General features: G+C 41.7%; 34 protein-coding genes. 27 read left to right on the top strand and 7 right to left on the bottom strand.

The annotated features are described in order from the left end of the window. Positions 1-255 precede the first annotated feature (255 nt). The 3 genes from FZC76_RS15005 to egtD are packed head-to-tail and all read left to right on the top strand — an operon-like array spanning position 256 to position 3,131. Positions 256-882, top strand: coding sequence for a flavodoxin family protein (locus FZC76_RS15005; protein ID WP_148988970.1), 627 nt, complete (start codon positions 256-258; stop codon positions 880-882). A gap of 24 nt (positions 883-906) precedes the next feature. Then, the gene (gene egtB / locus FZC76_RS15000) at positions 907-2,172 is read left to right on the top strand and encodes an ergothioneine biosynthesis protein EgtB (RefSeq protein WP_148988969.1); all 1,266 of its coding nucleotides are present in this window, start codon (positions 907-909) and stop codon (positions 2,170-2,172) included. Further along, entirely contained in the window at positions 2,169-3,131 is a 963-nt protein-coding gene (gene egtD / locus FZC76_RS14995) for an L-histidine N(alpha)-methyltransferase (protein ID WP_148988968.1), read from the top strand. Before egtB ends, egtD begins: the two co-directional genes overlap by 4 nt. Positions 3,132-3,676: 545 nt before the next feature. On the opposite strand, the gene FZC76_RS14990 is transcribed toward egtD, so the two are convergent. Next, positions 3,677-4,441, bottom strand: coding sequence for a DeoR/GlpR family DNA-binding transcription regulator (locus tag FZC76_RS14990; protein WP_187442094.1), 765 nt, complete (start codon positions 4,439-4,441; stop codon positions 3,677-3,679). Positions 4,442-4,567: 126 nt separating this feature from the next. Between FZC76_RS14990 and FZC76_RS14985 the strand changes: the two genes are divergently transcribed. From FZC76_RS14985 to FZC76_RS23120, 7 genes are read left to right on the top strand one after another with little or no spacing between them, the layout of a single operon-like run. Then, a complete protein-coding gene (locus FZC76_RS14985; protein ID WP_148988966.1) occupies positions 4,568-5,905 on the top strand; it encodes a GNAT family N-acetyltransferase in 1,338 nt (445 codons plus the stop codon). Further along, positions 5,902-6,447 carry a short-chain dehydrogenase gene (locus tag FZC76_RS14980; RefSeq protein WP_148988965.1) on the top strand — a complete coding sequence of 182 codons (546 nt, stop codon included), beginning with the start codon at positions 5,902-5,904 and terminating at the stop codon, positions 6,445-6,447. Before FZC76_RS14985 ends, FZC76_RS14980 begins: the two co-directional genes overlap by 4 nt. 12 nt (positions 6,448-6,459) lie before the next feature. Next, a complete protein-coding gene (locus tag FZC76_RS14975) occupies positions 6,460-6,819 on the top strand; it encodes a YybH family protein (RefSeq protein ID WP_148988964.1) in 360 nt (119 codons plus the stop codon). Between the two features lie 37 nt (positions 6,820-6,856). Beyond that, the gene (locus FZC76_RS14970; RefSeq protein WP_148988963.1) at positions 6,857-7,417 is read left to right on the top strand and encodes a GNAT family N-acetyltransferase; all 561 of its coding nucleotides are present in this window, start codon (positions 6,857-6,859) and stop codon (positions 7,415-7,417) included. 49 nt (positions 7,418-7,466) lie between these two features. Beyond that, positions 7,467-8,024, top strand: coding sequence for a GNAT family N-acetyltransferase (locus FZC76_RS14965; protein ID WP_148988962.1), 558 nt, complete (start codon positions 7,467-7,469; stop codon positions 8,022-8,024). Continuing rightward, a complete protein-coding gene (locus FZC76_RS14960) occupies positions 8,021-8,401 on the top strand; it encodes a VOC family protein (protein WP_148988961.1) in 381 nt (126 codons plus the stop codon). Before FZC76_RS14965 ends, FZC76_RS14960 begins: the two co-directional genes overlap by 4 nt. Positions 8,402-8,445: 44 nt before the next feature. Continuing rightward, on the top strand, positions 8,446-8,601 hold the full coding sequence (locus FZC76_RS23120) for a hypothetical protein (RefSeq protein WP_187442088.1): 156 nt from the start codon (positions 8,446-8,448) through the stop codon (positions 8,599-8,601). Positions 8,602-8,678: 77 nt separating this feature from the next. Here the strand turns inward: FZC76_RS23120 and FZC76_RS14955 are convergent, their stop codons facing one another. Together FZC76_RS14955 and FZC76_RS14950 are read right to left on the bottom strand one after the other, a co-directional pair. Beyond that, positions 8,679-9,185: a hypothetical protein gene (locus FZC76_RS14955; protein ID WP_148988960.1), complete on the bottom strand. Its 507-nt coding sequence runs from the start codon at positions 9,183-9,185 to the stop codon at positions 8,679-8,681. A gap of 117 nt (positions 9,186-9,302) precedes the next feature. After that, the gene (locus FZC76_RS14950) at positions 9,303-10,550 is read right to left on the bottom strand and encodes a uracil/xanthine transporter (RefSeq protein ID WP_262372642.1); all 1,248 of its coding nucleotides are present in this window, start codon (positions 10,548-10,550) and stop codon (positions 9,303-9,305) included. Here FZC76_RS14950 and FZC76_RS23530 point away from each other — a divergent pair. The 5 genes from FZC76_RS23530 (at position 10,435) to FZC76_RS14930 (ending at position 14,136) form a co-directional block, all read left to right on the top strand. After that, the gene (locus FZC76_RS23530; protein WP_262372645.1) at positions 10,435-10,677 is read left to right on the top strand and encodes a hypothetical protein; all 243 of its coding nucleotides are present in this window, start codon (positions 10,435-10,437) and stop codon (positions 10,675-10,677) included. The genes FZC76_RS14950 and FZC76_RS23530 overlap by 116 nt on opposite strands. A gap of 194 nt (positions 10,678-10,871) precedes the next feature. Continuing rightward, positions 10,872-11,756, top strand: a complete 885-nt coding sequence (locus tag FZC76_RS14945; protein ID WP_148988958.1) for a LysR family transcriptional regulator — start codon at positions 10,872-10,874, stop codon at positions 11,754-11,756. A gap of 52 nt (positions 11,757-11,808) precedes the next feature. Beyond that, the gene (locus tag FZC76_RS14940; protein WP_148988957.1) at positions 11,809-12,528 is read left to right on the top strand and encodes a YebC/PmpR family DNA-binding transcriptional regulator; all 720 of its coding nucleotides are present in this window, start codon (positions 11,809-11,811) and stop codon (positions 12,526-12,528) included. 432 nt (positions 12,529-12,960) lie between these two features. Further along, the gene (locus FZC76_RS14935) at positions 12,961-13,596 is read left to right on the top strand and encodes a GNAT family N-acetyltransferase (RefSeq protein ID WP_148988956.1); all 636 of its coding nucleotides are present in this window, start codon (positions 12,961-12,963) and stop codon (positions 13,594-13,596) included. A gap of 6 nt (positions 13,597-13,602) precedes the next feature. Next, entirely contained in the window at positions 13,603-14,136 is a 534-nt protein-coding gene (locus FZC76_RS14930; protein ID WP_148988955.1) for a GNAT family N-acetyltransferase, read from the top strand. On the opposite strand, the gene FZC76_RS14925 is transcribed toward FZC76_RS14930, so the two are convergent. From FZC76_RS14925 to FZC76_RS14915, 3 genes are all read right to left on the bottom strand, one after another. Further along, positions 14,133-14,600 carry a hypothetical protein gene (locus FZC76_RS14925; protein WP_148988954.1) on the bottom strand — a complete coding sequence of 156 codons (468 nt, stop codon included), beginning with the start codon at positions 14,598-14,600 and terminating at the stop codon, positions 14,133-14,135. The genes FZC76_RS14930 and FZC76_RS14925 overlap by 4 nt on opposite strands. 65 nt (positions 14,601-14,665) lie before the next feature. Further along, complete coding sequence (locus FZC76_RS14920) at positions 14,666-15,109, bottom strand: hypothetical protein (protein WP_148988953.1); 444 nt, start codon at positions 15,107-15,109, stop codon at positions 14,666-14,668. 71 nt (positions 15,110-15,180) lie between these two features. Continuing rightward, the gene (locus FZC76_RS14915; protein WP_148988952.1) at positions 15,181-15,366 is read right to left on the bottom strand and encodes a hypothetical protein; all 186 of its coding nucleotides are present in this window, start codon (positions 15,364-15,366) and stop codon (positions 15,181-15,183) included. A gap of 128 nt (positions 15,367-15,494) precedes the next feature. Here FZC76_RS14915 and FZC76_RS14910 point away from each other — a divergent pair, with 128 nt between their 5' ends. The 10 genes from FZC76_RS14910 (at position 15,495) to FZC76_RS14865 (ending at position 23,811) form a co-directional block, all read left to right on the top strand. Next, complete coding sequence (locus FZC76_RS14910) at positions 15,495-16,019, top strand: DinB family protein (protein WP_148988951.1); 525 nt, start codon at positions 15,495-15,497, stop codon at positions 16,017-16,019. Between the two features lie 79 nt (positions 16,020-16,098). Further along, positions 16,099-16,302 (top strand): hypothetical protein, encoded by a 204-nt coding sequence (locus FZC76_RS14905; RefSeq protein WP_148988950.1) that lies wholly within the window; start codon positions 16,099-16,101, stop codon positions 16,300-16,302. Positions 16,303-16,339: 37 nt separating this feature from the next. Beyond that, positions 16,340-17,050, top strand: a complete 711-nt coding sequence (locus tag FZC76_RS14900) for a GNAT family N-acetyltransferase (protein WP_148988949.1) — start codon at positions 16,340-16,342, stop codon at positions 17,048-17,050. A 24-nt stretch (positions 17,051-17,074) separates the two neighbouring features. Further along, positions 17,075-17,737 (top strand): Type 1 glutamine amidotransferase-like domain-containing protein, encoded by a 663-nt coding sequence (locus tag FZC76_RS14895; protein WP_148988948.1) that lies wholly within the window; start codon positions 17,075-17,077, stop codon positions 17,735-17,737. Between the two features lie 99 nt (positions 17,738-17,836). Next, positions 17,837-18,709: an AraC family transcriptional regulator gene (locus FZC76_RS14890; RefSeq protein WP_148988947.1), complete on the top strand. Its 873-nt coding sequence runs from the start codon at positions 17,837-17,839 to the stop codon at positions 18,707-18,709. Positions 18,710-18,850: 141 nt separating this feature from the next. After that, positions 18,851-19,495, top strand: coding sequence for a peroxiredoxin-like family protein (locus tag FZC76_RS14885; RefSeq protein ID WP_148988946.1), 645 nt, complete (start codon positions 18,851-18,853; stop codon positions 19,493-19,495). Between the two features lie 179 nt (positions 19,496-19,674). Further along, positions 19,675-21,663 (top strand): phospholipase D-like domain-containing protein, encoded by a 1,989-nt coding sequence (locus tag FZC76_RS14880; RefSeq protein WP_148988945.1) that lies wholly within the window; start codon positions 19,675-19,677, stop codon positions 21,661-21,663. Positions 21,664-21,815: 152 nt separating this feature from the next. Beyond that, on the top strand, positions 21,816-22,223 hold the full coding sequence (locus FZC76_RS14875) for a hypothetical protein (RefSeq protein ID WP_262372625.1): 408 nt from the start codon (positions 21,816-21,818) through the stop codon (positions 22,221-22,223). 567 nt (positions 22,224-22,790) lie between these two features. Further along, positions 22,791-23,201: a GNAT family N-acetyltransferase gene (locus FZC76_RS14870; protein WP_148988944.1), complete on the top strand. Its 411-nt coding sequence runs from the start codon at positions 22,791-22,793 to the stop codon at positions 23,199-23,201. A gap of 94 nt (positions 23,202-23,295) precedes the next feature. Then, a complete protein-coding gene (locus FZC76_RS14865) occupies positions 23,296-23,811 on the top strand; it encodes a DUF4269 domain-containing protein (protein ID WP_148989054.1) in 516 nt (171 codons plus the stop codon). Positions 23,812-23,825: 14 nt separating this feature from the next. Here FZC76_RS14865 and FZC76_RS14860 read toward each other — a convergent pair whose 3' ends face one another. After that, complete coding sequence (locus FZC76_RS14860) at positions 23,826-24,011, bottom strand: hypothetical protein (protein WP_148988943.1); 186 nt, start codon at positions 24,009-24,011, stop codon at positions 23,826-23,828. Positions 24,012-24,110: 99 nt separating this feature from the next. Here FZC76_RS14860 and FZC76_RS14855 point away from each other — a divergent pair, with 99 nt between their 5' ends. After that, positions 24,111-24,335, top strand: a complete 225-nt coding sequence (locus FZC76_RS14855) for a hypothetical protein (RefSeq protein ID WP_148988942.1) — start codon at positions 24,111-24,113, stop codon at positions 24,333-24,335. Positions 24,336-24,391: 56 nt separating this feature from the next. Then, on the top strand, positions 24,392-24,970 hold the full coding sequence (locus FZC76_RS14850; RefSeq protein WP_148989053.1) for a GNAT family N-acetyltransferase: 579 nt from the start codon (positions 24,392-24,394) through the stop codon (positions 24,968-24,970). The last annotated feature ends 84 nt before the right edge of the window (positions 24,971-25,054 follow it).

Raw genomic sequence — 25,054 nt, 5'->3', positions numbered from 1 at the left:
AAATTTAAAGTATTGACTAATAAATCTCCAAATTGGCTAATTAATTTCGTCAGACAGTAAGATTGAATCCTAATAGTTTTCGCCCTACCAAGGAAAGAAACCACCAAAACTGTCCCCTGTAAAATCAAAATCCCCCACCCTTCACAAACTCTTAACCAAAACAAAACCCACCCAATGTATCTTTTTACGTTTCAGTTTCCTTTAATAGGGTAAAGAGTAATATTTTAACCACCAAAAAGAGGAGGAACGACCTACATGACAAAAGCACTTTTCTTAAACTGTTCACTCAAATCTTCTCGCGAAGAATCTAATACGGAAGCATTAATGAAAGAGGTCATCACCCATTTCAACAACGAAAACGTAGAGTCCGAAATTGTGAGGATAGCAGATTACAATATTAAGTTTGGGGTAAGCGAGGACGAAGGATATGGCGATGAATGGCCGGAAGTATTCAACAAGGTGATGCGTGCGGACATCGTTATCATTGGGACACCACTGTGGCTTGGTGAGAAGAGCAGTGTCGCGACAATGGTAATGGAGCGGCTTTATGGAGGAAGTGGACTAACGAACGACAAAGGTCAATATATTTACTATAACAAGGTGGGAGGTGTGGTCATAACAGGGAATGAGGATGGTGCGAAGCATGCGGCTGCATCTATTTTATACGGCTTGACGCATATGGGCTTTACTATTCCGCCGAATGTGGATACATACTGGGTTGGCGAAGCGGGACCGGGAGAGTCGTATATCGAAGCGGAGGGACATAAGAACGATTTCACAATGGAGCATGCCAAAATTATGGCATATAACCTGATACATTTTTCAAAGATGCTCCAAAACCAGCCAATCCCTGCAGAGGGAAATGTAGTTGAACAAAGCTAGAATCCAATAAAAGGGGCGGTATCCATGGAAACACAAACGATAAAATCATTATCCCAACGATTTATGAATGTGCGTGACCTCACCATGAAGCTTGTTCAACCATTAGAAACAGAAGATTTCATTATTCAATCACACCCAGATGTCAGCCCACCAAAATGGCATCTGGCCCATACAACCTGGTTCTTTGAGCGTTTTGTCCTCAAAGAGTATTTCGAGAACTATCGAGAATTCCATCCAACATATGATTTTCTTTTCAATTCCTATTACGAGACTGTTGGGCCATTTCAGCCAAGGCATCAACGCGGCGTCCTTTCAAGACCAAGCATCCAAGATATTTTCCAATACCGCAGTTATATTGATAATTACATCGTGGACCTGCTCGAGCAACAGCAAGAGACTAAGTCTAAACCGGCTGACAAAATTCATAGCCTCATAGAAATTGGCATGCAGCATGAACAGCAGCACCAAGAGCTAGTCCTAATGGATGTAAAATACAACTTTTTCGTTAATCCTTTGCATCCAGTCTATAAAGAATCCCAATCTACTACATCATCTGAAAAAAGAGAACCTTCCTTCCACACCTATGACGGAGGTCTGGTTGAAATCGGACATAACGGTGATGGTTTTGCTTTTGACAATGAAAGCCCCAACCATAAAGTTTGGCTGGAGCCGTTTAAACTGGCTGATCAGCCTGTCACAACCGGTGAGTACCTGGAGTTTATTGAAGCAGGCGGGTATCAGAAGCCTTATTACTGGCTGTCAGATGGCTGGAATACGGTAAAAAAGAATGACTGGCAGGCTCCGCTTTACTGGAGTAAGGAAAACGAAGAGTGGTCCATTTTTACGCTCGCAGGCAAGAAGAAACTGGATCTCCATGAGCCAGTTGTCCATGTCAGTTTTTATGAGGCGGATGCCTTCAGCAGATGGAGAGGCAAGCGTCTTCCTACAGAAGCGGAATGGGAGCATGCTGCAAGAGATTTGGAGATAAAAGGAAACACGATGGACACCGGCAACTATCATCCTGCAGCATTCACTCAATCAGCTGGCTCCAGAATGTTTGGCGATGTGTGGGAATGGACGGCAAGCGCCTACTCGCCATACCCAGGCAGCAAGCCGCTAGAAGGGGCACTTGGCGAATACAATGCAAAATTCATGTGCAACCAGATGGTGCTGCGCGGCGGATCCTGTGCTACACCACAAGACCATATTCGAAACACCTACCGCAACTTCTTTCCAGCGGACAAACGCTGGCAGTTCAGCGGATTCCGATTGGCGGAGGATGCGCTATGAGGTTATTAGAAAATAATATCCAAAGCTATGATTTTTATATCGAAAAAGAAAACATGCGCGAGGAAATCGTAAAGGGGCTCTCCGCTCCGGTCAAAACCATTTCCTCTAAATACTTGTATGATCATCGGGGATCAGAGTTATTTGAGATGATAACGGAACTTGAGGAGTATTATCCGACTCGGACGGAAATGAAGATTTTCAACGAAAAAATACAAGAAATTACGATGGCTGTTGGTGATGTTCACACTTTGATTGAGTATGGCAGTGGAAGCAGCAACAAAATTAAGGCGCTGCTCCATAATTTCGCGAGTCTCAAAGAATATGTGCCCATCGATATCTCTCGAGATTTTCTTTTTCAATCAAGCCTAGAGCTTGCGATGCAATTCCCTCATATTACGATAAAGGCGGTTTGTGGGGACTATACGGGTCCTCTCACTTTGCCGTTAGAGGCGAAAGGCAAGAAGGTCATCTTTTTCCCGGGGTCTACCATCGGAAACTTTGAGCCGGTAGAGGTGCGAAATTTTCTGATGAAGTCCGCGAAGCTTCTGGATGAAGGAGACGGCTTCCTCATTGGTGTTGATATGAAAAAGGATTCCGAGATACTGGAAAAGGCCTATGATGATGGGAAAGGCATTACGGCTGCATTCAACCTTAATCTCCTGACAAGAATGAACAGGGAGCTTGGGGCCAATTTTAACGAAGAGCAATTTGAGCACCTTGCCTACTATAACAAGGAAAAAGGTCGCATTGAAATGCATCTTGAAAGTCAGTGCGATCAGAGAGTGAACATCGGAGACCATGAATTCTCCTTCCGGGAAGGGGAAACCATCCATACAGAAAACTCCTACAAATATTCCATTGATCAGTTTCAGACGCTGGCAATGGAATGCGGATTTGAGCCAAGCAAGGTGTGGACGGATGATGAAGAGAAGTTCAGTGTACATTATTTGAAAAAGTAAAAAATGTAAAAGGTATTCGCACATCTTCATCTTGTGTGGATGCCTTTTTTTAGGTCATACGCTAACTTTATGGTGGAGTATAGATTTGATGTGCTTGGCCAGAACAAGATATTCGCCTGTGCTTTTACTGATGGTTGCTGCGGGAGGAATCTGAGAGGGAAGAGTGAATTCTGAGAGCATTAATTAAGGATTGTTTTCCTATTTTTAAGGGGGGAATGGGGTGAAAAGTGTTTCGGCATGAACTCTAGGCGTTTCGGCACGAACTCGAGGTGTTTTGGCACGAACTCGAGGTGTTTCGGCACGAACTCAAAGTGTTTCCGCATCAACTCGAAGTGTTTTGCAAAATATTAGGTCCTATACCTCTTCAATGAACCGCGTATTTCAAGCTCTGCACCAAATTCGTGTTCCATAGGACCTCAATGAGACGCGAATCTCAAACTCTGCACCAAATCCAAGTCCCTTCCGTCATTGTCTGTCCATACATTTCTTATAAAATCCAAAAAGCGACAGTACCCATCCACACTGTCGCTTTTCTCGCAGAAAACCTATTCCCCAGCCACCAAAACCTCTACTCCAGCAGCTTTCAGCTCATCCACTTTCCCCTTATCAGTCTCCGAATCCGTAATCACCACATCCAAATTCCCAATAGGGAACATGCCGGCAAACATCTCCTGCCCGACCTTCGTATGTTCAAACATGGCAACCAGCTTTTTCGAATTGCCGTAAACCGTTTTATAGAAAATAGCAACTTCCGGCGTTGCGGTACTCATTCCTTTTACAGAAAGGGCCCCGGCCGTTGCAAAACATAAATCAACCGTAAACTGTCGCGCAAACTCATTGGCCAAAGCATCTGTAATATTGCCGGAACTCTTCACATTTCCGCCAATTAAAAATGTCGTGATGTTATCAGAACCACGCAAAGCATAGGCGATTTCAAGTGAGTTGGTCAGCACCGTGAACGGAATATCCTTTGGTAAATATTTTAGCAACACATAGTGTATGGAGGCTCCTCCAATAAATACCGTCTGGTTCGCTTTAACGTAACCTGCAGCTAATTTTGCGATGGCATTTTGGTGAACCGTGCCGTCCCCAAAACGCTCGGCTGGAGGACGTGGCATAGTACGGACGGATGCTACTGGAATTGCACCACCGTGTGTGCGTTTCAATAACCCCTGTTCTTCCATAATGGAAAGGTCTCTGCGGATGGAATCAATGGACATATTGAATTGATCAGCCAAATCCTTAGCAAGCACTCTGCCATCTTGTTCCAATACTTTCAATATTTCTCCCCGTCTTTCATCTGTAAACAAAATCATCACCCCAATGTTTAGTTTCAACTTCTTTCCTATTATTTCATGTTTATTCCTGTTTAGTCAACAATTAATTTCCTGTTTTTGCATTTTTATTCTGTCTTTATAATTGTAAAAGGATAAAACATGCAAAGAGTCGAAAAGTGTAGAAGGAAGATTTTGAAAGAAAAGGGGATAGAGATGTACAGAATTCCGGAAAGCATACAAAAGGTTTTAGACCTTTATATAGATAAGTGCAATAAAGAGTTACCAGGATTGTTAGATGGATTGTACGTTCATGGATCCATTGCGATAGATGCTTACCTAGAAGGCCAAAGTGACATTGATTTTGTTGCGGTGACCAGCCGGAAGCTGACAAATGACGATGCAGCTATTTTAAAAGAGATTCATCGGAAACTTGCAAAAACATGCAAAAAACCGCAGTTGGATGGCATTTACGTGCAATCGTCGAATCAAGATGAAGAAAGCTATTTTTACAACGAAGGAACGTTTGAAAAAGCCAAGCACGATAACCCGGTTACCTGGTGGCTCCTCAAAAACAATGGAGTAACGATCTTTGGACCCAAAGTCAAAGACCTACCCATTCACGTAACAACAGAAGATCTCACAGATTATGTACGAAAAAACATGAACGACTACTGGGCCACAAGAGTAATGAACATGGAAAAGATAAAAAAACAGTTAATGACTTACCCAGTTCAACACATTGAAACCGAAATGGAATGGACAGTTCTGGGACTGCTGCGGCAATATTACACATTAAGCGAGCATAGTGTCATCTCCAAGTTAGCTGCAGGGGAATACGGACTGCGGAAACTTGAACCGAAATGGCATGACCTTATACAAGAGGCAATGAATATAAGGAAAGGGAGTACGGAAAGAATTTTTGCTTCAAACGAAGAACGAGTAAACACTACCATTCATTTTGCAAAAGAGCTAATTAGCTCTTGTAATGAAAATAATCCTACTAAAAGTGAGGTTATCCTAGAAGGCTATCAAACTGGACATTTAGAAGAACTAATAAAATATGAGCTTACTGAAAGTCAATTAACATTCACTTCACATCCCAAAGATGCGTTATTAGCTTGTGAAACGGATAGGGGGAGGCACCCTATAGTTATTTTAGAGAAAGGGAAGCCAGCAGGTTTTTTCGTTCTTTATCAAGGGGAGGAGCTTCCAAGCTATACGGACAATCCTAATGCCATTCTATTACGGGCTTACTCGGTTGCTGTTCCGTTTCAAGGAAAGGGTATTGCAGGTAAATCACTGGAGTTGCTGCCTAATTATGTGAAAAGAAATTTCCCTCACGTGGATGAGGTGGTTTTGGCAGTAAACGTACGAAATGAAACGGCACAACGGGTGTACCTGAGAGCGGGATTCAAAGACAGTGGAAGAAGAGTTATGGGACGAATGGGAGAGCAGTATTTGTATCGAATAAGAGTAAGAGAAGAGATAAGGCAATGAAGCATGCACTTGTAGTTGGTGGAACAGGGATGCTTTCCGAGGTTTGCCTGTGGTTATGCTCTCAAAACTATCACGTTTCTGTCATTGGAAGAAATACGGTGAAAATGAGCCGCCTTATAGAGCAAGTAGATAAGGGTAAAATAACCTCTGTGCTTGTCGACTATAACAAAGTGAATCTATTAGACATTCACCTAAAACAGACAATTCATGAAAATGGTCCCATTACACTTGTGGTTGCATGGGTTCATACCGGTGGAGAACAAGGGTTAGCCAAAATTATAGAAACTGTTGAACAGCCAAGTGAACCATGGGAGTTGTACCACGTTCTCGGAAGTAGGGCAAAGCTGTCACAGGTGAAAAGGGAGCTCTGCATTCCAAAAAATTGCCATTACCTTCAAGTCCAACTGGGCTTCAAGCTAGAAGAGGAACGAGGAAGATGGTTGAACAACCATGAAATTGCTGAAGGAGTTATTAAAGCCATTCAACGTAAGGCTCCAACCTCTCTAGTTGGAGTGTTGGAACCAGCGGAATTTCGACCATAAAGGAGAGTGCATATGGCCTACCAACAAGCATTAACCCAATACATTCAAGCAACCAATACCCACAATTTCGATAATGTAAAAAGATTGCTCCACGACGATGCAGTCTATTGGTTCACCAATAAAAACTGTACGACCATAGAAGAAATCCGTGCTTTTTTCGAAAACGCATGGGACTCTATCAAAGAGGAAGTTTACTCGGCAAAGGATGTGCAGTGGATTGCGGTGGATGAGCGCACTGCTACTTGCCTCTATACCTTTCATTACGAAGGGTACTTGAATGGGGAGTTCATTTCGGGCAGCGGACGTGCGACCAATGTTTTTGTCAAAGAAAAGGAAGAATGGAAGTTGATACATGAGCATTTGAGCCGATAAATAAGAAAACTACAATTCATTTAGGAGGGACACAACCATGTTCATACATAAAATTGACGAGGAACTATCTCTGAAACTAGCAGAGGAAAAAGATGCGGAGCGACTATTTAAGCTAACTGATAACTCCAGGGAGTATTTACGCGAGTGGTTGCCATGGCTGGACTTCACAAAGAAGGTAGAGGACTCCAAGAATTTTATAAAAGGGACCAGACAGGGCTATGCGGAAAATAAATCGATGACCACAATGATTCTTTATAAAGGGGAGATTGTTGGTGCAGCAAGTTACAACACGCTCGATTGGACTAACAAAGTGGCGTATATCGGGTACTGGCTGGATAAGGATTATCAAGGTAATGGCATCATGACAAGGGTGGCAGAAGCTCTAACGGACTATGCCATCATGGAGCTTGGAATGAAGCGTGTTGATATTCGTGCTGCGGTGGAAAATGTGAAGAGCAGGTCTATTCCTGAAAGGCTTGGTTTCACGTTGGAAGGGAAGATCCGTCAAGCGGAATGGTTGTATGACCATCATGTCGATCATGCGGTATACGGGATGCTAGCAGAAGAGTGGAAAAAAAGAAAAGCTGAAGGAATGTAAGCTGAAGCAGGAATTTTTGAGAATAAAGAATTAATGGGGGATAAAAATTATGTCTTATCATATATGGGAAGGGGCCGCGGTACGTTTGCGACCGATTCAGCCTTCTGATTGGGAGAAATTCCACCAGGATGGAATGGATTCTGAGATTGCCAGATTAAATGATGCCATTTATGGACCAAGATCTGAAGAGGGCAGCAAAAGATGGACAGAAAGGGAGTCGGAAAAGGGGTGGGATGGCCATAACTTCAGGCTTGCCATTGAGAACCTAAATGGAGAACTCGTTGGCAGCTTTAGCACAAACAGTTGCGACCCGCAAAACGGCACGTTCAGCTACGGCGTCAGTATTTTCCGTGAACACTGGAAGAGGGGGTATGCGAGTGATGCCATTAGGCTTGTTCTTCGCTACTTTTTTGGCGAACTAAGGTATCAGAAGGTCAATGCCCACGTGTATGCTTTTAACGAGGGCTCCATAAAGCTGCATGAACGTCTTGGATTCGTGGAGGAGGGACGATTGCGGAATATGGTGTACACGGACGGGAAATACCATGATGTGTTGTTGTTCGGTCTGATTTACGAAGAATTTATGGGGGAGGAGCGGAAGGAATGAGTTCACTTTTTAAAAGGATTGATACCGTATTTTTAGAAGTTACGGACATGTCGAGGTCCATCAATTGGTACACTGAGGTACTCGGCTTTTCTGTTAGATGGCAGGACGAAGAAAACGGATATGCTGCAATAGAGATAGGGGAGACACCTCTGACGCTTGTGCGGGCGGTGAAAGTGACACCAGCCTCCCATTGTTTATTGAACTTCTATTCTTCTGATATTAATGAAGCACATCAGAATCTGAGGGAGAACGGTGTTTTGGTAGAGGATGTTATCGATTACGGGACAGTTCTGTCGTTTGAATTTAAGGACCCAGACGGGCATATTTTAGGGGTATGTTATTTTGAGGAAAGTACGGTAGCGACAAAAGATAAATAAGTAGCTGTTACCTTAGTTATTGAGAATGAGGTATAAGCGAGGCCATGAAAACATTAAGATGGATATATCATTTTTACAATGGATATGTGGACCTTAACGTTGGATATATCATTTTTACAATGGATATCCGCATGTTCACGTTCCAATTAGTTGGTGCGATTCCAAAAAAAAAGACTCAGTCACTTAAAAACCAAACCTAGTTACCCAAAACCACTTTCCAAAGACCCTATTACACATAAAAATAGAAGCCTTTCCACATACCCGAAAGGCTTCTTGTTCATTTTACTCTCTTAATCAGAAACTCAACTCTCTCCTCATATCCCTCATCAAGCGATGACAGTTTGGGAATCGCTATTCCGTCCAGGAACTGCTTTCCTCTGTGAAAAATGTAGTAATCCTTGGTTTCTATCATTTTCGAATGGTCGTTAAAGTGGAATTTTGCGTTACCCGCAAGGAAGAAATCATCCCCGTCCTGATAGTGCACCACCATCTCATCCTCATAAATGGGCTTCCTTAACAAAATGACCCCAGCAACAAAAGTGACGACCTTAATAAAAAGGAACGCAACCACCAACGGAACCAGAAATGCCATAACGGCTGACATAGCAAATATTCCAGTTGGCACCTCTCCGTACATTTTAAGCAAATCAAAAAAGGAATAAATGCTGAAAAGCAAAGCCCCTATATAAAAGAGGATTCTCCCGTAGCGCCAAGGTTTAAAGTGATCAACCAGCGCGGATAAAGCGTGTCTTGTGACTTCGTATTTGAATTCTATGTGGCGCATGGTAGGTTCCTCCGTTTTCTACTTAACTATTATCCTACCACTGAAAAGATAGAAGGAAACATTTTAAGATAGTTTTTACTGTTGAAAAGGACAAAATTATAGCTGACCCTGTCCGGATCAGCCATGTCCAACCACCTTATTCTCAAACTGTCCCCAATTCGTCACCTTCTCTAATACTATTGAAAGCAGTACGCCCATGATTAGCCCATTGGCCAAGAACGGTTGTAAGAGCACCGGTAACGGACCGAACACAGCCGGAGAAGTATTCATCAAGCACACTCCCATCAACACCGGTGCGGCCAAACGGAAAATGGTATCTGAATTAAAAACAGCGCCTCGCAAACTGCCATAAGCGGTCCCGAACAATTGAAGGTATGCTACAAACAGCACCGCATTCCCGACCGTCATTGGCATCGTTACCAGGAAAGATGTCAACGGTGGCACCAGTCCAATGGCGGCAAGCATGAGACCGCCTATGAAAAACGGCTTTCGATCTAATATTCTCGTACTCTGCAAAAATCCGATCGTCGACGTGAACGGCGTGTATGGGACAAGCCCGAACAGGGACGCAATCACAGAGAATAATCCGGTAAAAAAGAAAGAATTCCTGAATTTTCCAGGTTTTGGGGTCTCTCCATACAGTTCTGCCGCGGCCTGGACGGAGGCAATTGTGTTACTCATATTCAACACCCCGGCGAAAAATGCGACCGCAATAATACCGTATTCAAGGTTAGGGGCACCAAGCGGAAACAGATCAAACGCAAAGGCCGCAGCTGGCGCCTCCTGACCACCACCCGGGAACAGCAGCACATACAAAATCCATCCAACAACAATCCCAATGAGAATCGCGAAATTCCCGATTACCCTTGGTGCCTTAATTTTCAACATACTTACGAAAATAACAAGAACAACTGAAAGGATGCTGACTGGCACATTCATCACGCCATCCTCTGTCACACCAAGCATCCCTTGGAAAAATACCATCATTAATTGAAAGGTTAGTAGGAAAAGGTACACCGTCATGACCATCGGCGTAAAAATCTTAGGCAGTACAGATGTCCAGCCAAAGACTGCAAGCAGCATCGTAAAGCTACCCGCAAGCAAAAGTCCTGTCGCAACACCCCCGCCGATTTCCGTGAAACTCATGCCTAACGAAGAAGCAGTGAGTCCAAGATTCAGCATCACGCCCCACAATAAGCCTGAATGTCCTTCCAGCAGCGGGTAGCGGTGGCCCATCCATCCTTGGAAGATGCATGCCAGGCCAGTAAATAGTAGGGAGGCACTCAGCATCATCCGGCTCACTTCTGGTGACACATCAAAAGCGGCCCCGACCGAGAGCGGAACCACAACCGTATTGGCGAAAATGAAAAAGAGCCATTGTATGGAAGAAAACATCGTAAACGATGAGATTAATTTATTCATAGAAGTTCCTTTCTTAGTTGCATTTGTTGTTCAGCGTGCACATAAATATGTTGATTCACATGGACCCTAGTTCCTTCAGATGTTAATTTTGCATCTATAAGTAAAGCAATTATTACTATTAAGTTAAGTATTATAAGAATCAGAATTGCTCGCATTCTATTCTCCTGCCTCTCTCCAAATATATGGTATCATATGTAAAACCATATGAATGATATTTGTTTTGTTGTGAAATCATATGAAAAACATATAGGAGATGAAATGTGGATGGATATTCGGCAATTGCGCTATTTTACCGTCATTGCGGAAGAGAAAAATATTTCACAAGCTGCTCGGAAATTACATATGTCCCAGCCTCCATTGAGTCAACAGTTAAAGTTGATGGAAGAGGAAGTGGGAGTAGGATTAGTTCACCGTGAAGGAAAGAAGCTTCGGCTGACAGAAGCGGGAGAAAAGCTCTATCATCATGCCGTACAGATTACCAAACTGATGGAAGAAGGCATGGAGGAAGTGAAGGAAGTAGGGGTGGGGTTAAAAGGCTCTTTGAAAATAGGGGTGAACACTCTTTCAGAAATGTCGCTATCCAAATTGTTATTCGCATTTAAAGATAAGTATCCTATGGTAACCTATGAAATTCATCAAAATGAGTCAGGACATCTATTGGAGCTCCTACGTGAGCGAGCTATAGACTTGGCAGTCATACGTTTTCCCGTTCACTCAGATGAATTTGCACACTTTATGCTGAAGAAGGAACCATTCTATTTTGTCAGCCGGGAAGCTTGGAATGGATCATTGACATTAGAAAAGATTGCAAGCCAATCGCTGGTTCTGCCAAGCACCAAAGGGCAAGGGTTGTATGATTATACCCTTCAGTATTTTGCACAAAGAGGCTATGAACCAAATATTGTGTGTGCAAGTTCGGATTTAACTCTGCTCTCTCGTCTCGTCCAACAAGGTTTCGGAGCAACATTGGTTCCAGAAAGTGCGATGCATATTTTTTCTGAAGCAAAAGTTCATTCGTATTTGGTAGAGGATGAGGATCTGTCCTCCCAATATGGAGTTGCATGGATGAAAAAATACTATTTATCGAAGGTAGCAACCAGATTTCTGGAGATGTATAAGGAAATCACTCGAAACCCTCTGGGAAGTTGATGTATAATAGAACCAGTTACATCTTTTAATTTCTGAAAGAGAGTGAATATATATGGGTCGTAAATGGAACAACATTAAGGAAAAAAAGGCGGCAAAGGATCAGAATACGAGTAGAGTCTATTCTAAATTTGCCCTTGAAATTTATGTAGCAGCAAAACAAGGGGAGCCAGATCCAGAATCCAATATGGCGTTGAAATTCGTGCTTGAGCGTGCGAAAACATACAACGTACCACGTAACATCATTGACCGTGCGATCGACAAAGCAAAAGGCGGCGGGGAAGAGAGCTATAACGAGCTTCGTTACGAAGGATTCGGACCAAACGGATCTATGGTAATTGTAGATACCCTAACAAACAACGTAAACCGTACAGCATCCGAAGTGCGAGCAGCATTTGGGAAAAATGGCGGAAACATGGGTGTAAGTGGATCTGTTGCATACATGTTCGACGCAACAGCAGTCTTTGCATTCGAAGGAAAAACGTCCGACGAAGTGCTTGAAGTGTTGATGGAAGCAGACCTTGACGTACGAGACATCATGGAAGAAGAGGAAACAGTGATTGTCTATGCAGAGCCGGATCAATTCCATGCTGTCCAAACAGCGTTGAAGGGTGCGGGAGTAGAAGAATTCTCTGTGGCTGAACTGACAATGCTTGCGCAAAATGAAGTGGAGCTTCCAGGAGATGCGCAAGAGCAGTTCGAAAAACTGATCGATGCGTTGGAAGACTGCGACGACGTGCAACGTGTGTACCATAATGTAGATTTAGGTGAATAAGTTGAGTTTGTGGACAGGCTTCTATCTTTAGGGATGGGGGTCTGTTTTTGTAATATAGCAATCTCAAAAGTTAATCTTGATTTTTTGGGTGGAGCCGTTGGGGCGCAAGAGGTTAGTTTTTTCTCGAACAAACGATTGTTTAAAAATTGCTATGCTAGTATAAATTGGTCATTCTCTTGCTCGGAGGTGGTATTTTTGTGATATTGGGCAGCACTGAATGCTTGAATGGGAAATAGTCGAAAAACGAGAGGAATTAGTCAAAACAGTGGTCAAATTAGTCAAAAAACCTCCTCAACTAATTAAAAAAACAGTTCAATTTATTAAGAATCCATGTATTACCATCTCATAATCAAAATCACATTGAAAAATGAAACTAAAACTCTATTAAATTCGTAAATTACCTAATTACCCAACTTAAAGGAGCCCAAACTAATGACAAATACCAATAACTTGGCAACGCCCACCACACCAACCACCATCCAAGGAACCAAAATCAAACTAAAACAGCTCACTATCTCAGATTTGCCGCTACTCCATCACCTAATGTACGGCGACCCCAACCCTGAATACAAAAAGTGGGATGCACCATACTTCCCACTCGAAATGATCGACGAGGAAACATACATCTCCAAAATGACTCAACAACTAAACGAAGGCAGAGATTCCATTTACCTGATTCAAACCAATACAGAAGAGCCCCAAACCATCGGCAGCGTTACCTACTACTGGGAGCACGAACCGTCCAACTGGCTTGAAATGGGTATCATCATTTACCTGCCCGAGTATTGGAACGGCGGGTACGGAACCGAGTCCATCCAACTATGGACAGACCACCTTTTCCAAACAAAACCGCAAATCCCAAGAGTCGGTTACACAACCTGGTCCGGCAACCATCGCATGGTCAAAGTCGGTGCCAAACTGAATTTTACACAAGAAGCCTGCATCCGTAACGTCCGAACCTACCAAGGAAAACTGTACGATTCCATCCGCATGGGAATGTTGCGCGAGGAATGGGAGCAATTCAAACACAAGTCCATATCCCAAAACACCTTAAACGGAGGAAATTAACCAACCATGCAATCATATATCGAACTCACAACAGAAACCGAACACCACCTTGTCCAACTGCTAACAACAGAAACCTGGCCATATCATGGAACTGAAAATCCAACAGTGGAAGCCATCCAAACTTCCATTCAACAAGGCAACTATACAAACGAAGGCACCAAAACCTTCCTCATCCAAGACAAAAACGATACCGTCATAGGCATGTTCCGACTTTTCGACCTGGAGGACCCAACCTGCCTGTTCGACTTAAGACTTAAACAACAAGCCAGAGGTCAAAACCGCGGCGCCCATGCTGTAAAATGGCTTACTGAATTTGCATTCACCAAATACCCGCACCTGATCAGAATTGAAGGCCACACCCGGCACGACAACCTGGCGATGCGCAAAACCTTCCATAACAGCGGGTACGTCAAAGAAGCCTACCACCGAAGTGCCTGGCCTCAGAATGATAAGTTATTTGATTCCGTGGGTTATGCCGTCACGCGCACGGATTGGGAGCAAAACATAACAACGTCGATCAAGGACCACGTCCCGTTCTAACAATTTTTTGGACAGACAATTAAATCAGAGTGTGACAAAATATCAATTGCCCTTTCCAAATCAGAAGTATCGAGAAACACATTCGTGTTCTCACCAAGATACATACTTTCCACCTTCAATTCGCACCAGAGCGCACCAAACAGGTCGTTGAGCTGTCCGGACTGTCCCGCAGGCAGCTTTACCACCTGGATAACCTGTCTTTCTTTAAAAGGAATACCGTAACCGCGCAAAACTCTACGCATGCTCTGAAGGTCCTTTGTTGTTTCTCCATTGCTGCTGCCAAGTACTATTTTTACAAGATGTGTTTCTGCATCCAGCTTCGTATGAAAATAGGCATTTACATTAACCTCTAGCTCTGCCAAACCATCCAAAATACAACTTAATGCCCAATCGTCCACCTGGAAAGAAAACTGAGTCCTAATCAGATAATCAAAAGACTCCATTACTTCCTGCATTTCCCTCATCGCCCACAACTCCCTCGACCTGAGTCACCATATAGTATGCAATACTTAGACAAAAGTCTATTACATCAATCTAGACAACGAGGCGGGTTCTCTTCCGAAAGAAAACGTAAGGCGTATCCAATATTGGAAACATCCAAATAAATCGTACTATCCTCTCCAAGATAAACAGCCCGAACCTGCATCTTGCACCAAAGCGTGCTGAAGACTGCGTTGATCTGCCCAGGCACACCAGAAATACTATCAAGCAGTTGAATCACCTGATTCTCCCTGTAACGAACACCAACCAGCTTCATTACCTTTCGAACAGCGTGAATGTCTCGTTCGCGCTCTTCAGAGGTACCTACAACCATGCGAACAAAATTGAATTTCTTTCCGGCAAGCGTTTGGAAATAACCGTTAATGTTCACACTTTCCTCTGCTAGTCCATTTAGAATACGGCTTAGATCCCAGTCACTCACGGTAAAGGTAAATTGTGTCCTAATATTGAAATTTAGACATGCACTTCCCATCCCAATTCACTCCCATAAAAGAATCTTTCCTATAGGATATGAGAATTGGCTTGGCATGCTTGGACTTTTCCCTAAGCAGCCTTTCTGTCTTTCCACCATTTAAACAGAGAGAAGACAAGGATAATGATAATAGTAGAAACAATGACAATGAACTTATTAGGCTGCGTTGTTTCCCCCGATACACTCTTGGCATAGGCCATTTGAGGTAAAACTAGTAATGAAACCCCTAATATAAAAAGACTGATCGCTTTTTTCATAGCATAAATCTCCCCTTTTTTATTATATCGAGTTCCTTGTCCACTCTTTTAGCAGATGTTGTAAAATTAATCTATAAGATATTTTTATGCTAATAGATTATATGAAAAAACAGAAGGAGGTATGTACTATGAAGTTTCAGATGAAGGAAGCAATGGAGATACTCGAACGTACACCCAAAACACTAGAGCATTTATTAGTGGGGATTTCACCAAACTGGTTGACCTGCAACGAGGGGGAAGGGACCTGGAATACTAAAGAAGTCATTGACCATTTGATTGAAGGGGAAAAAGTAAACTGGATTCCGCGTCTCCGATTTATTTTGCAAGAGGGCGAGAGCAAGCCGTTTCCGGAGTTTGATAGATTCGCACATTTACATGCAAATGCGGTTGGGACAGTAGAGCAGAAGCTGCAAGAATTTAAAGAGCTCCGGGAAGGAAACCTACAAACACTAACACAGCATATTGAGCCGACTAAACATATGGAGCTAAAAGGTATCCACCCAGCCCTCGGGGAAGTGAAAGTGCGAGAGTTGATTTCCACATGGGTAGTTCATGATCTTACTCATATTACCCAGATAACACGTGTTATCGCAAAAAGATATAAAGAGGATGTAGGCCCGTGGAAGGAATATTTGGGGATTATACGAAACTAACAAAAACGTAAAGCGCTGGATACCTTCGTTAAGGATCATTTGCCAGACAAGAAGATAGATAGTTGTGGAGGAACATAATATGGAAGCCTTATTGATCATTGGCGTAACAGTAGGAGCAATATTTATGCCTATTTTAGGGATTATCTTTTGCGTCAATTTAGTAACTATATTAAAAAAGATAAAAAACGACGAAAATATTAGAGTAAATACCTTTTGGCTAACCACTTCTTTCATTCTTATAGTTTGGAGTATTGCGTTGACAGGACTTGCATCGATAAATTAATACTACAATATTTTAATGCTACCAACGGGGGATCAAATTGAACTTATTTAACATCATCAAAAACAAACAGGAATATTGGCTTGTTGATCAAATTAAAAAAGAAGATGTACCCACTGACTTGTACATGCGGGAATTGACAAATATCTTAGAAGAAATGAAACGTCTAGAAATTGGTTATTTGTCGCTCCTAATGGCTGAAGAATATGAAAGCTGGCTGCTAGAGAAAAAGTTCAGCAAGATCTCTAGTATTGTAGAGTACACAAGGAAGCTGGAGGGTTTGACTGTAACAAGCGACCAGATAAAAGAGCACTCCCTTGCAGAAGATTTAATCGATGACCGTCAATATGCTGAGCTATATGAGCTTTGCCGATCTGGAAGTGCTAACAAGAATACAAAACAACCAATAGCCCAAGTGATGAGTTCGCTGGAGAGTGAACTGGGACTCCATTGGCGCAAGCATTGTTATTATTTTATGAAAGCTGGAGAAATTGCGGGAATCAGTATCCCACATATTGAAATGGGAACGGAAGATGAAGGGAGATTATTTTATTTCGGAGTAGTTCCTGAGCTAAGAGGCCAAGGGATTGGTGCACGAATTCATCGAGTTAGCATGGAGTTACTCAAGAAATTCCAAGCCACCTATTATGTCGGCAGCACCGATGTGAACAATATCAACATGATAAAAATTTTTGAGAAAAATGGTTGCGAGCTTCGTGATAAAAAAGGGATTTATAGGATTGACAGATGAGCTTATTTTAAAAGGAGTGTACTTATGAAATTATTACTAACATCTGCAGGGGTCAATAACAAAAGTATTCACGACGCGTTAGTTGACATGCTGGACAAGCCGATTGCCGAATCCACCGCCTTGTGCATTCCTACTGCTATGTACGGACACCCCTGGGTCGGACCTGGCGAAAAAGCCTGGGATTTCATTAGAGGTAGTTCTGATAATCCCATGATCAATCTGGGTTGGAAATCTGTTGGTGTGCTTGAGCTCACCGCTCTGCCAAGTATAAACCGAGACCGCTGGGTGCCGCTGGTCCGGGAGACCGACGTCCTGCTGGTATCGGGCGGCGATGCTCTCTACCTGTACCACTGGATGAAGCAATCCGGGCTGGCAGATCTCTTGCCGGAGCTGAAAGCAGTTTATGTGGGAATGAGCGCAGGGAGCATGGTGATGGCACCGAACATTGGGGAGTTCTTCGTTGGCTGGGCCCCACCAAACGGTGAAGATAAAACGCTGGGGCTCGTTGATTTTGCAATGTTCCCGCATCTGGACCACGAGATGTTGCCGGGAAACACCATGGCTGCTGCAGAGAAATGGGCCGCAGAAATGCAAGGACAAGCGTATGCCATAGATGACATGACCGCTATCAAAGTGATAGACGGAGCAGTAGAAGTTGTTTCCGAAGGGCATTGGAAGCGGTTTTAGCCCTAAAACGAATGGATTATAATCCTACAAAATGGTGCACAAAATATCGGATGACTAGATTCATCTCCTGTTATTCTATTGATGAAAGGGGGCATATAAGTGGATTTGCTTAAGGACATGAATACTGCCATGAAATATATCGAGGAAAACCTTACTAATGAAATTGATTTTAAGGTCGTGGCAAGGAAAGCTCATTGTTCGGAATATCATTTTAAAAGAATGTTTTCTTTTCTTGCAGGTATAACCCTATCAGAATATATACGCCGCAGACGACTTAGTTTGGCGGCATTGGAGCTTCATAATAGCAAAATGAAAGTGATCGATGTTGCGATAAAGTATGGATACAATTCTCCAGATTCTTTTACGAGAGCTTTTTTCAATTTACACGGCATAACACCATCAGAAGCAAGAGAAAATGGTCAGCAACTAAAAGCTTATCCAAGTATGACCTTTCAATTATCAATAAGAGGAGGAAATGAAATGAATTTCCGAATAGAACAAAAAGTAGCATTTAACATTGTTGGGATCATGAAACGGGTTCCCATCGTTTTTCAAGGAGAAAATCCGGATATAGTAGAGATGTGGAAATCCCTGGATGCAGATAAGATAGCTCATTTACAAAAACTCTCCAATGTTGAACCCATGGGCATGATTCAAGCATCTACTAACTTCTCGGAAGGGCGGATGGAAGAGAAGGGTCAGCTAGATCAGTATATTGGAGTCGCAACAACTCAAGAGAATCCTGAAAATTTTTCAAAACTTCAAGTCCCTGCTTTGACTTGGGCCATATTTGAATCAACAGGACCGTTTCCTCACACCCTCCAAGAAACTTGGGGAAGAATTTATTCTGAGTGGTTGCCATCTTCGAACTATCAAGTAACAGAAGGGCCAGAAATATTGTCGATTAAAAATAAAGATTTATCAGCACCATCAGTGAAATGTGAAATATGGATTCCGGTTATAAAAAAGTAAATAAATGACGTAACTAAAATAAGCGCAGGGGGATTCTTCCTGCGTTTTCCTGTGGATTCCTACCCTCAAGCAAATTAGAGGTAAAAAGAACATTTTTTTGTTAAGGTTATTTTGAAAAGATCTTAAGGAGGTAAGATAAGGATGTCTACATTGCTCGAAGAAATTAAAGCTTATAAAGAGGTATTTAAACAAAAGGCTCCCGAGGAAAAACAGCGTTTAATGGCGCAGGCAACAAAAGAACTAGAGGAGTCCGGGGTGGCACAAGGGCTGAAAGAGGGAGAGAGAGTACCGGATTTTACCCTTCCTGATGCAACTGGCAAAATGGTGTCCATTAAGGAAGAGCTTGAAAAAGGACCGGTAATCCTTACATTCTATCGCGGCGGCTGGTGCCCTTACTGCAATCTTGAATTAAAAGCCTATCAGCGAGAATTAGACTCTATCAAAAGCGCTGGTGCAAGTTTAATCGCCATCAGTCCGCAGACTCCGGATGCTACACTGTCAACAAAGGAAAAAAATGAACTAGAATTTCTGGTTCTAAGTGATGAAGGCAACCAAGTTGCAGAACAATTCAATTTAGTATTTAAAATGCCGGATTATTTAGTAGAAATATATAAAGGCTCAGGCCTAATGGTTCCGGACCATAATGGAAATGATGATTGGGAACTGCCAAAACCAGCTACATTTGTGATTGAACAGTCAGGTAACATTGTATTTGCAGATGTCGATTCTGACTATACAAAACGTGTAGAGCCTATCAAAGTGATTGATGTTTTAAAGAGTATGTAACAAGAAATATTATACAAAAATGGCTTGGGATTCTAATCTCAGGCCCTTTTTTATGGAGAAGATGTATGTTGAGTGTTCATAATAAAAGAATTTTTACAAATACATAATATTGAGTTAACAATCATACTAAAAGGCTCCCTTATACTAGTATAGTAATTATTTTATAAGGAGTTGGAAAAATGAAAAGGTCTGTAAATCTATCACTAGTTTTTGCCCTCATATTCTCGTTATTTGTTCCTGTTTTTGAAAAGGAAGAAAACGTGTATGCTGCCACTACTAATAGTGTAGTTTTGAACGAAATTGCTTGGATGGGAACAACATATAATTACACGGATGAGTGGCTAGAGCTACATAACAACACAAATGAGCCGATTGACTTAACGGGTTGGTCATTAAACGCTCAAGACGGGTCTCCATCTATTAACTTAGAAGGACAAATACCTGCCAACGGATTCTATTTGTTAGAAAAGACAGATGATAATTCCGTAGCAGGGATAGCAGGAGATTTGATTTACAGCGGTTCACTTGGAAATAGTGCTGAAATTCTGGAGTTGCGCGATGCTAATGGTGTTTTAGTAGATTCTGTCGATGCTTGGTATGGTGGGGATAACACTTCCAAGGCGACGATGGAAAGAGTTGACACCACTGGTTTAGGAACGGTTGCTGAGAGTTGGGGAACAGCTACAGAGTTGTATGATGGTGGATACGGTACCCCTTCTAACAGCTCAACTTCTGGAAGTGGCGGCTCTACCGGTGGCTCAACAGGCGATAATTTTTGCGGCGATACTACGGAGCAATTAAACAATGTATCAAGTGAACTATTTGCCATTAATGTTTACTTCAATAAATGTGCATTGACTGATTATGCTACAACAGGAAATTCAGCTAACTATAACGTAAATCTTGAAGATCGTTTGATTGAAAGGTTAAACCAAGCGACGACAAGTATTGATTTTGCTACGTATGAAATCAATTTACCGCGAGTGGTGGATACGTTAATCAATAAAGCAGCACAAGGGGTAGATGTACGGGTGCTTGCGGATGCGAAAGATGCTACAGACCCTCATTATGCGGAACGTTTTACTACTATGAGATTATATATAGAGGAAATGGTTAGAGGAAAAGATAATGTCGTTGGGACAAATGACGATATTCACGTTTTCTCTGACTCTGCCATGTTAGCAGTAGAAGATACAACTTTAAGAGAGAAACACGGATTACCTCCTGTTCCAAACGATTTCGCCTATGGCACGTACACCATTGGAAGCACCAATCAAACTGGTTACTTATTTGTTGACGCTGAACAAAAGACAGATGGGACTTATTACTCCCCTGGTGTCCAAATGCACAATAAATTTGCGGTGGTAGATGATACGTGGGTATTTACAGGTAGTTGGAATTTCACTGTCACTGGGTTATATGGTTCAGAAGAGAACATGGCGAACGGTGTGTTAGGTGGAAATCAGCAACATGTGGTAGAGCTTCATGCCCCTGAAATTGCAAACGCCTATGAAACAGAGTTTAACGAAATGTGGGGAAGTGGTTCGTTGACTCCTGATCCGATGGTTTCTAATTTTGGAACAGGAAAGACAGATAATACACAACACTTGTTTAATGTCGGCGGGAAAACGGTAGAAGTTTATTTCTCTACTGGAGATGATGCGCTAGGCCGCATGAGAGAATTAGTCAAAAATGAAGCAGACATCAACACCTATTTCACTATCTTCGCTTGGAGTGACCAAGGACTTGTAGATGAACTGAAAAATAAATACGAGGGTTCATACAACGATTTAGAAGGAACGTTAACTGGATTCGATGTGAAAGGATTATTCGACTCTAGCTTCTGGAATCAGTGGTGGAGTGCTAGTGTAGATATGACAGGCCGTACTGCTAGTCAAACAAGTGTGGATAATCCGAACACTCGTTGGGCTAATCCGGCACCAGTATATCAAGGCAACGAAGACCGTAAACTTCACAGCAAAACGATGCTAATCGATGCGGATACAACAAGTGATCCAACGGTAGTAGTAGGTTCCACCAACTGGAGCAACAACGGAAATGATGTTAATGATGAAAACATGCTAATCATCCACGATAAAGAAATAGTTAATCAATTTGTTCAGGAATTTAATGCACGTTACCTGAATGCAGGTGGAAGTATAAACTAATAAATATTTTTCTAGAGCACGACCATGTAACAATGGTTGTGCTTTTTTAATGCTGGCAACTTTAACTGACAACTTTAACTGACAACGTGAAACTTTTAAACAATACTCCCGTATAATTACTAAAAGATGCCCGGCAACATACAGGAGGTTTTATGATGGGAAAATTCTTAAGGTATTTTATCTGGACTGTAGCAATAGGAATTATCATCTTTAGCGGTTCAAAGTATGAGTTGCAACTAATTGAAAAAGGTCAAATGACCTATAATTTATGGCCTGCGGTGATATTTTCAACGGTTTTCCCAGTCTTAATCGGAATACTTCTTCGTTTGCCAAAGTTAATAACAGAAATAAAGCGGGACAAAGGATGGTCCGTGAATTGGATGAAGTTATTGGCAGTTGGACTCCCTACCCTATACGTTGCTTTGGTGCCACTACTTTCTTTCACTATTTTGGGTAAGTACCTTCCATTTGCGTTGGAAATCTTCCATTTAGATCTTTCCAACATAGCTGGTTTGATATTTGGATATGTGTTGTTGGATAGTTTGAAGGAGGATGAATAAACTTTTTATATTTATGAAGACCTCACAGGCAGGAATAATGGAGTAGCGAGGTCTTCATCGGTGTTATGAAGACCTTACTAGCAGGAGAAATGGAGTAGCCAGGTCTTCATCGGTGTTATGAAGACCTTACTAGCAGGAAAAATGGAGTAGCGAGGTCTTCATCGGTGTTATGAAGACCTCACAAGCAGGAAAAACGGAGTAGCGAGGTCTTCATCGGTGTTATGAAGACCTCATAAGCAGGAAAAATGGAGTAGCGAGGTCTTCATAGGTGTTATGAAGACCTCACAAGCAGGAGAAATGGAGTAGCGAGGTCTTCATCGGTGTTATGAAGACCTCATAAACAGGAGAAATGAAGTAGCGAGGTCTTCATCCGGATTATAAAACATTTTTAACTTAAAAAGGCAATCTCAATTCATAAAAAGTATAGTTTCAAAGTTTGTGGGAAGGTGTTTGCTGAATATAGTCGAAATAATAGTGTATACAGTTAAAGCAAGCAATGGAGGTATATGACAGTGGTTAAATGGTGGATGAACTCTTCAAAATAATTATTTTGAGGAGGAAAAAAGAATGGATATAAAATTTAGTAGAGATAAAGCGATAAAGTTAGAACAACTAGAGAAGTTATACAACGATGTAGAATGGTATGCTTACACTAAGGACTTAGATGTTCTTCAACAAGCAATCTATAACTCTTTAGAAGTTATTACTGCTTGGAATGGTGACGAGTTAGTAGCGTTGATTCGGATAGTTGGGGACGGGTTAACCATCATCTATATTCAAGACATTCTGGTGTTGAATGCATATCAAAATCAAGGGATTGCTACTCAACTAATGCAACAGGTTCTAGAAAAATACAAACATGTGCGGCAAAAAGTCCTGTTAACAGAGGAAGCTTATGATGTAAGGCATTTCTACGAGAAAAACGGGTTCGAGTCTTGTGATAAAGGGACGTTAGTGGCGTTTGCAACGTTTCATTAAATATTCATAAAACCTAGCGCTATTCAAGAAACAGGGATAGCGCTAGATTTTTTAGTGTTAGGAGAGTGGTTACTTGAATGATCTTTACCAGCAAATGAAAAAGGGCAAAATACAGCAACAGGAGGCTTATTCAGCCATTCAAGAATTAAACATTTTAAATGACCTACATATTTATAATCCAGTACTATGTGGAACGCTTCCCATCGGAATTGATGTAAAAGATTCAGATTTAGACATCATTATGGAAGTAAGGAAATTGGATATTTTCGCAAACGAATTACATACTCTTTACGCTGATAAAGAAAATTTCACCTTAAAAAGGACTACAATTCGAGGGAGAGACGTCGTGAAGGCGAACTTTATGTTTAGAAATTTCGAATTTGAATTGTTCGGGCAAGCTCAGCCTGTCCATAATCAGTTTGCGTACCTGCATATGAAAATTGAATACGAATTGTTGCAAAGAGATCCAAGTCTAAGAGAAAAAGTGATTAGGTTAAAAAAGCAGGGATATAAAACGGAACCGGCATTTTGTAAGCTCTTGGGTATCAGCGGAGATCCATATGAAGGCCTTATCTCGTACGGTGTGGAAGAAGGAATAGTGCAGGTATAGGGATGTTGGTGTTTTTAGAAGAGAGCTGCCAAACTTAATGGAAAAGGTGAAAAAATGTTAGAAAAAATTAAAACAGTACCGGAAAAAAAGTCATTTTTCATAGGATTAACCTTAGTGCTGATCACTCCATTATTATTTCTATTATCAGATTTATTTCCTGGAATCCCTAATTGGATAATGATTTCTACAGGAGCTTTCATCAACTTTTTTTCTCTTGCATTTATTTTGAATGCAGCAGATAAACGGCATACACGGTTGGGAAATAGGTAATGAGGTGTAAATAAGTAGGGGGAAGACAAATGATAATAAGGAAGCTGCTTACCTTTTTCTTAGCTTGTATTTTTGTACCTGTCCCAATAAGGGCTTTAGTTGCTTTTGTCATCCATTTATTTAGTAAAGAGCCTTGGGACAATATGAGCCAGCTTTTCCTCATTTTTTCTACGATTGGAGCTTTTATCATCTGGGGAATCGATGAATTACTTCGGAAGGTTGCGGATTGGGAATCGATACAAAGCGGCATGTAATGAAAAAGAGGAATGAGCCTACCAAAAGAAAAACAGGCAGTAAGGGGGAGAAAATGATGAAACATAATGTATCGGCAGAACTCTTTAGGATTGATTGTGGAGACATATACCTTCAAGAGTTTTCCATAGAAGATGCTGATAAAATATATATAATATCTAATCAACCAGAGATTTCTAATTTCTTGCCAGATTGGAAATCGACGAGAGATCAAAGGGTAGACTGGGTTACAAATTACGAAATGCCAGCAAACAAAGCATTCCTAGAGGCAGCTAAAGAAAACAATATAGACAATCACTTTTTAAAACTAGGAGTATTTATTAGTGCAACAGATGAATTTATTGGCTGGTGCTGTACGGGAATAAAAGAGGAAATCCCTGCTCCGAATAGAGAAATCATGTATGCCATCTCAGCCGACCATCAAGGGAATGGATACGCAACTAAGGCGTCATTAGGGCTAATAAACTACTTATTTTCAAACACGAATATAGAGATTCTTAACGCAGTGGCATTAATCAATAACCTATCATCCAATAAAGTTATTGAGAAATGCGGGTTTACACTTCAGGGGAAACATAAGATTGGAGATGAGTTATATAATAACTATGTTTTGAGAAAATCAGAGTGGAGATCGTAATCCATCATCATAAACAAAAACGCGTGGAAGATTAGCTATCCAAGCGTTTTTTTATAACCAATCAAGTAAGGTAACATATTAACG

Origin of the sequence: Sutcliffiella horikoshii (assembly GCF_008180725.1) — a bacterium.
In the GTDB taxonomy this organism is placed as follows: Bacteria; Bacillota; Bacilli; order Bacillales; family Bacillaceae_I; genus Sutcliffiella_A; species Sutcliffiella_A horikoshii_B.
Note: the sequence above shows the minus strand (reverse complement) of the source record. Positions and strands in the feature narration are given on the sequence as shown.

Bases quoted from the DNA above. Each gene is read 5' to 3' on its own strand.
- FZC76_RS14865 (WP_148989054.1), top strand. From the start codon at position 23,296: ATGAAAAAGGGCAAAATACAGCAACAGGAGGCTTATTCAGCCATTCAA.
- FZC76_RS23530 (WP_262372645.1), top strand. From the start codon at position 10,435: ATGCATGCCAGGCCAGTAAATAGTAGGGAGGCACTCAGCATCATCCGG.
- egtB (WP_148988969.1), top strand. From the start codon at position 907: ATGGAAACACAAACGATAAAATCATTATCCCAACGATTTATGAATGTG.
- FZC76_RS14955 (WP_148988960.1), bottom strand. From the start codon at position 9,185: ATGCGCCACATAGAATTCAAATACGAAGTCACAAGACACGCTTTATCC.
- FZC76_RS14875 (WP_262372625.1), top strand. From the start codon at position 21,816: ATGATGGGAAAATTCTTAAGGTATTTTATCTGGACTGTAGCAATAGGA.
- FZC76_RS14980 (WP_148988965.1), top strand. From the start codon at position 5,902: ATGAAGCATGCACTTGTAGTTGGTGGAACAGGGATGCTTTCCGAGGTT.
- FZC76_RS14885 (WP_148988946.1), top strand. From the start codon at position 18,851: ATGTCTACATTGCTCGAAGAAATTAAAGCTTATAAAGAGGTATTTAAA.
- FZC76_RS14905 (WP_148988950.1), top strand. From the start codon at position 16,099: ATGGAAGCCTTATTGATCATTGGCGTAACAGTAGGAGCAATATTTATG.
- FZC76_RS14965 (WP_148988962.1), top strand. From the start codon at position 7,467: ATGTCTTATCATATATGGGAAGGGGCCGCGGTACGTTTGCGACCGATT.
- FZC76_RS14985 (WP_148988966.1), top strand. From the start codon at position 4,568: ATGCAAAGAGTCGAAAAGTGTAGAAGGAAGATTTTGAAAGAAAAGGGG.
- FZC76_RS14940 (WP_148988957.1), top strand. From the start codon at position 11,809: ATGGGTCGTAAATGGAACAACATTAAGGAAAAAAAGGCGGCAAAGGAT.
- FZC76_RS14975 (WP_148988964.1), top strand. From the start codon at position 6,460: ATGGCCTACCAACAAGCATTAACCCAATACATTCAAGCAACCAATACC.
- FZC76_RS14930 (WP_148988955.1), top strand. From the start codon at position 13,603: ATGCAATCATATATCGAACTCACAACAGAAACCGAACACCACCTTGTC.
- FZC76_RS14860 (WP_148988943.1), bottom strand. From the start codon at position 24,011: ATGAAAGCTCCTGTAGAAATCATTATCCAATTAGGGATTCCAGGAAAT.
- FZC76_RS15005 (WP_148988970.1), top strand. From the start codon at position 256: ATGACAAAAGCACTTTTCTTAAACTGTTCACTCAAATCTTCTCGCGAA.
- FZC76_RS14970 (WP_148988963.1), top strand. From the start codon at position 6,857: ATGTTCATACATAAAATTGACGAGGAACTATCTCTGAAACTAGCAGAG.
- FZC76_RS14895 (WP_148988948.1), top strand. From the start codon at position 17,075: ATGAAATTATTACTAACATCTGCAGGGGTCAATAACAAAAGTATTCAC.
- FZC76_RS14850 (WP_148989053.1), top strand. From the start codon at position 24,392: ATGAAACATAATGTATCGGCAGAACTCTTTAGGATTGATTGTGGAGAC.
- FZC76_RS14870 (WP_148988944.1), top strand. From the start codon at position 22,791: ATGGATATAAAATTTAGTAGAGATAAAGCGATAAAGTTAGAACAACTA.
- FZC76_RS14925 (WP_148988954.1), bottom strand. From the start codon at position 14,600: ATGAGGGAAATGCAGGAAGTAATGGAGTCTTTTGATTATCTGATTAGG.
- FZC76_RS14945 (WP_148988958.1), top strand. From the start codon at position 10,872: ATGGATATTCGGCAATTGCGCTATTTTACCGTCATTGCGGAAGAGAAA.
- FZC76_RS14960 (WP_148988961.1), top strand. From the start codon at position 8,021: ATGAGTTCACTTTTTAAAAGGATTGATACCGTATTTTTAGAAGTTACG.
- egtD (WP_148988968.1), top strand. From the start codon at position 2,169: ATGAGGTTATTAGAAAATAATATCCAAAGCTATGATTTTTATATCGAA.
- FZC76_RS14855 (WP_148988942.1), top strand. From the start codon at position 24,111: ATGATAATAAGGAAGCTGCTTACCTTTTTCTTAGCTTGTATTTTTGTA.
- FZC76_RS14935 (WP_148988956.1), top strand. From the start codon at position 12,961: ATGACAAATACCAATAACTTGGCAACGCCCACCACACCAACCACCATC.
- FZC76_RS14915 (WP_148988952.1), bottom strand. From the start codon at position 15,366: ATGAAAAAAGCGATCAGTCTTTTTATATTAGGGGTTTCATTACTAGTT.
- FZC76_RS14920 (WP_148988953.1), bottom strand. From the start codon at position 15,109: ATGGGAAGTGCATGTCTAAATTTCAATATTAGGACACAATTTACCTTT.
- FZC76_RS14880 (WP_148988945.1), top strand. From the start codon at position 19,675: ATGAAAAGGTCTGTAAATCTATCACTAGTTTTTGCCCTCATATTCTCG.
- FZC76_RS14910 (WP_148988951.1), top strand. From the start codon at position 15,495: ATGAAGTTTCAGATGAAGGAAGCAATGGAGATACTCGAACGTACACCC.
- FZC76_RS23120 (WP_187442088.1), top strand. From the start codon at position 8,446: ATGAAAACATTAAGATGGATATATCATTTTTACAATGGATATGTGGAC.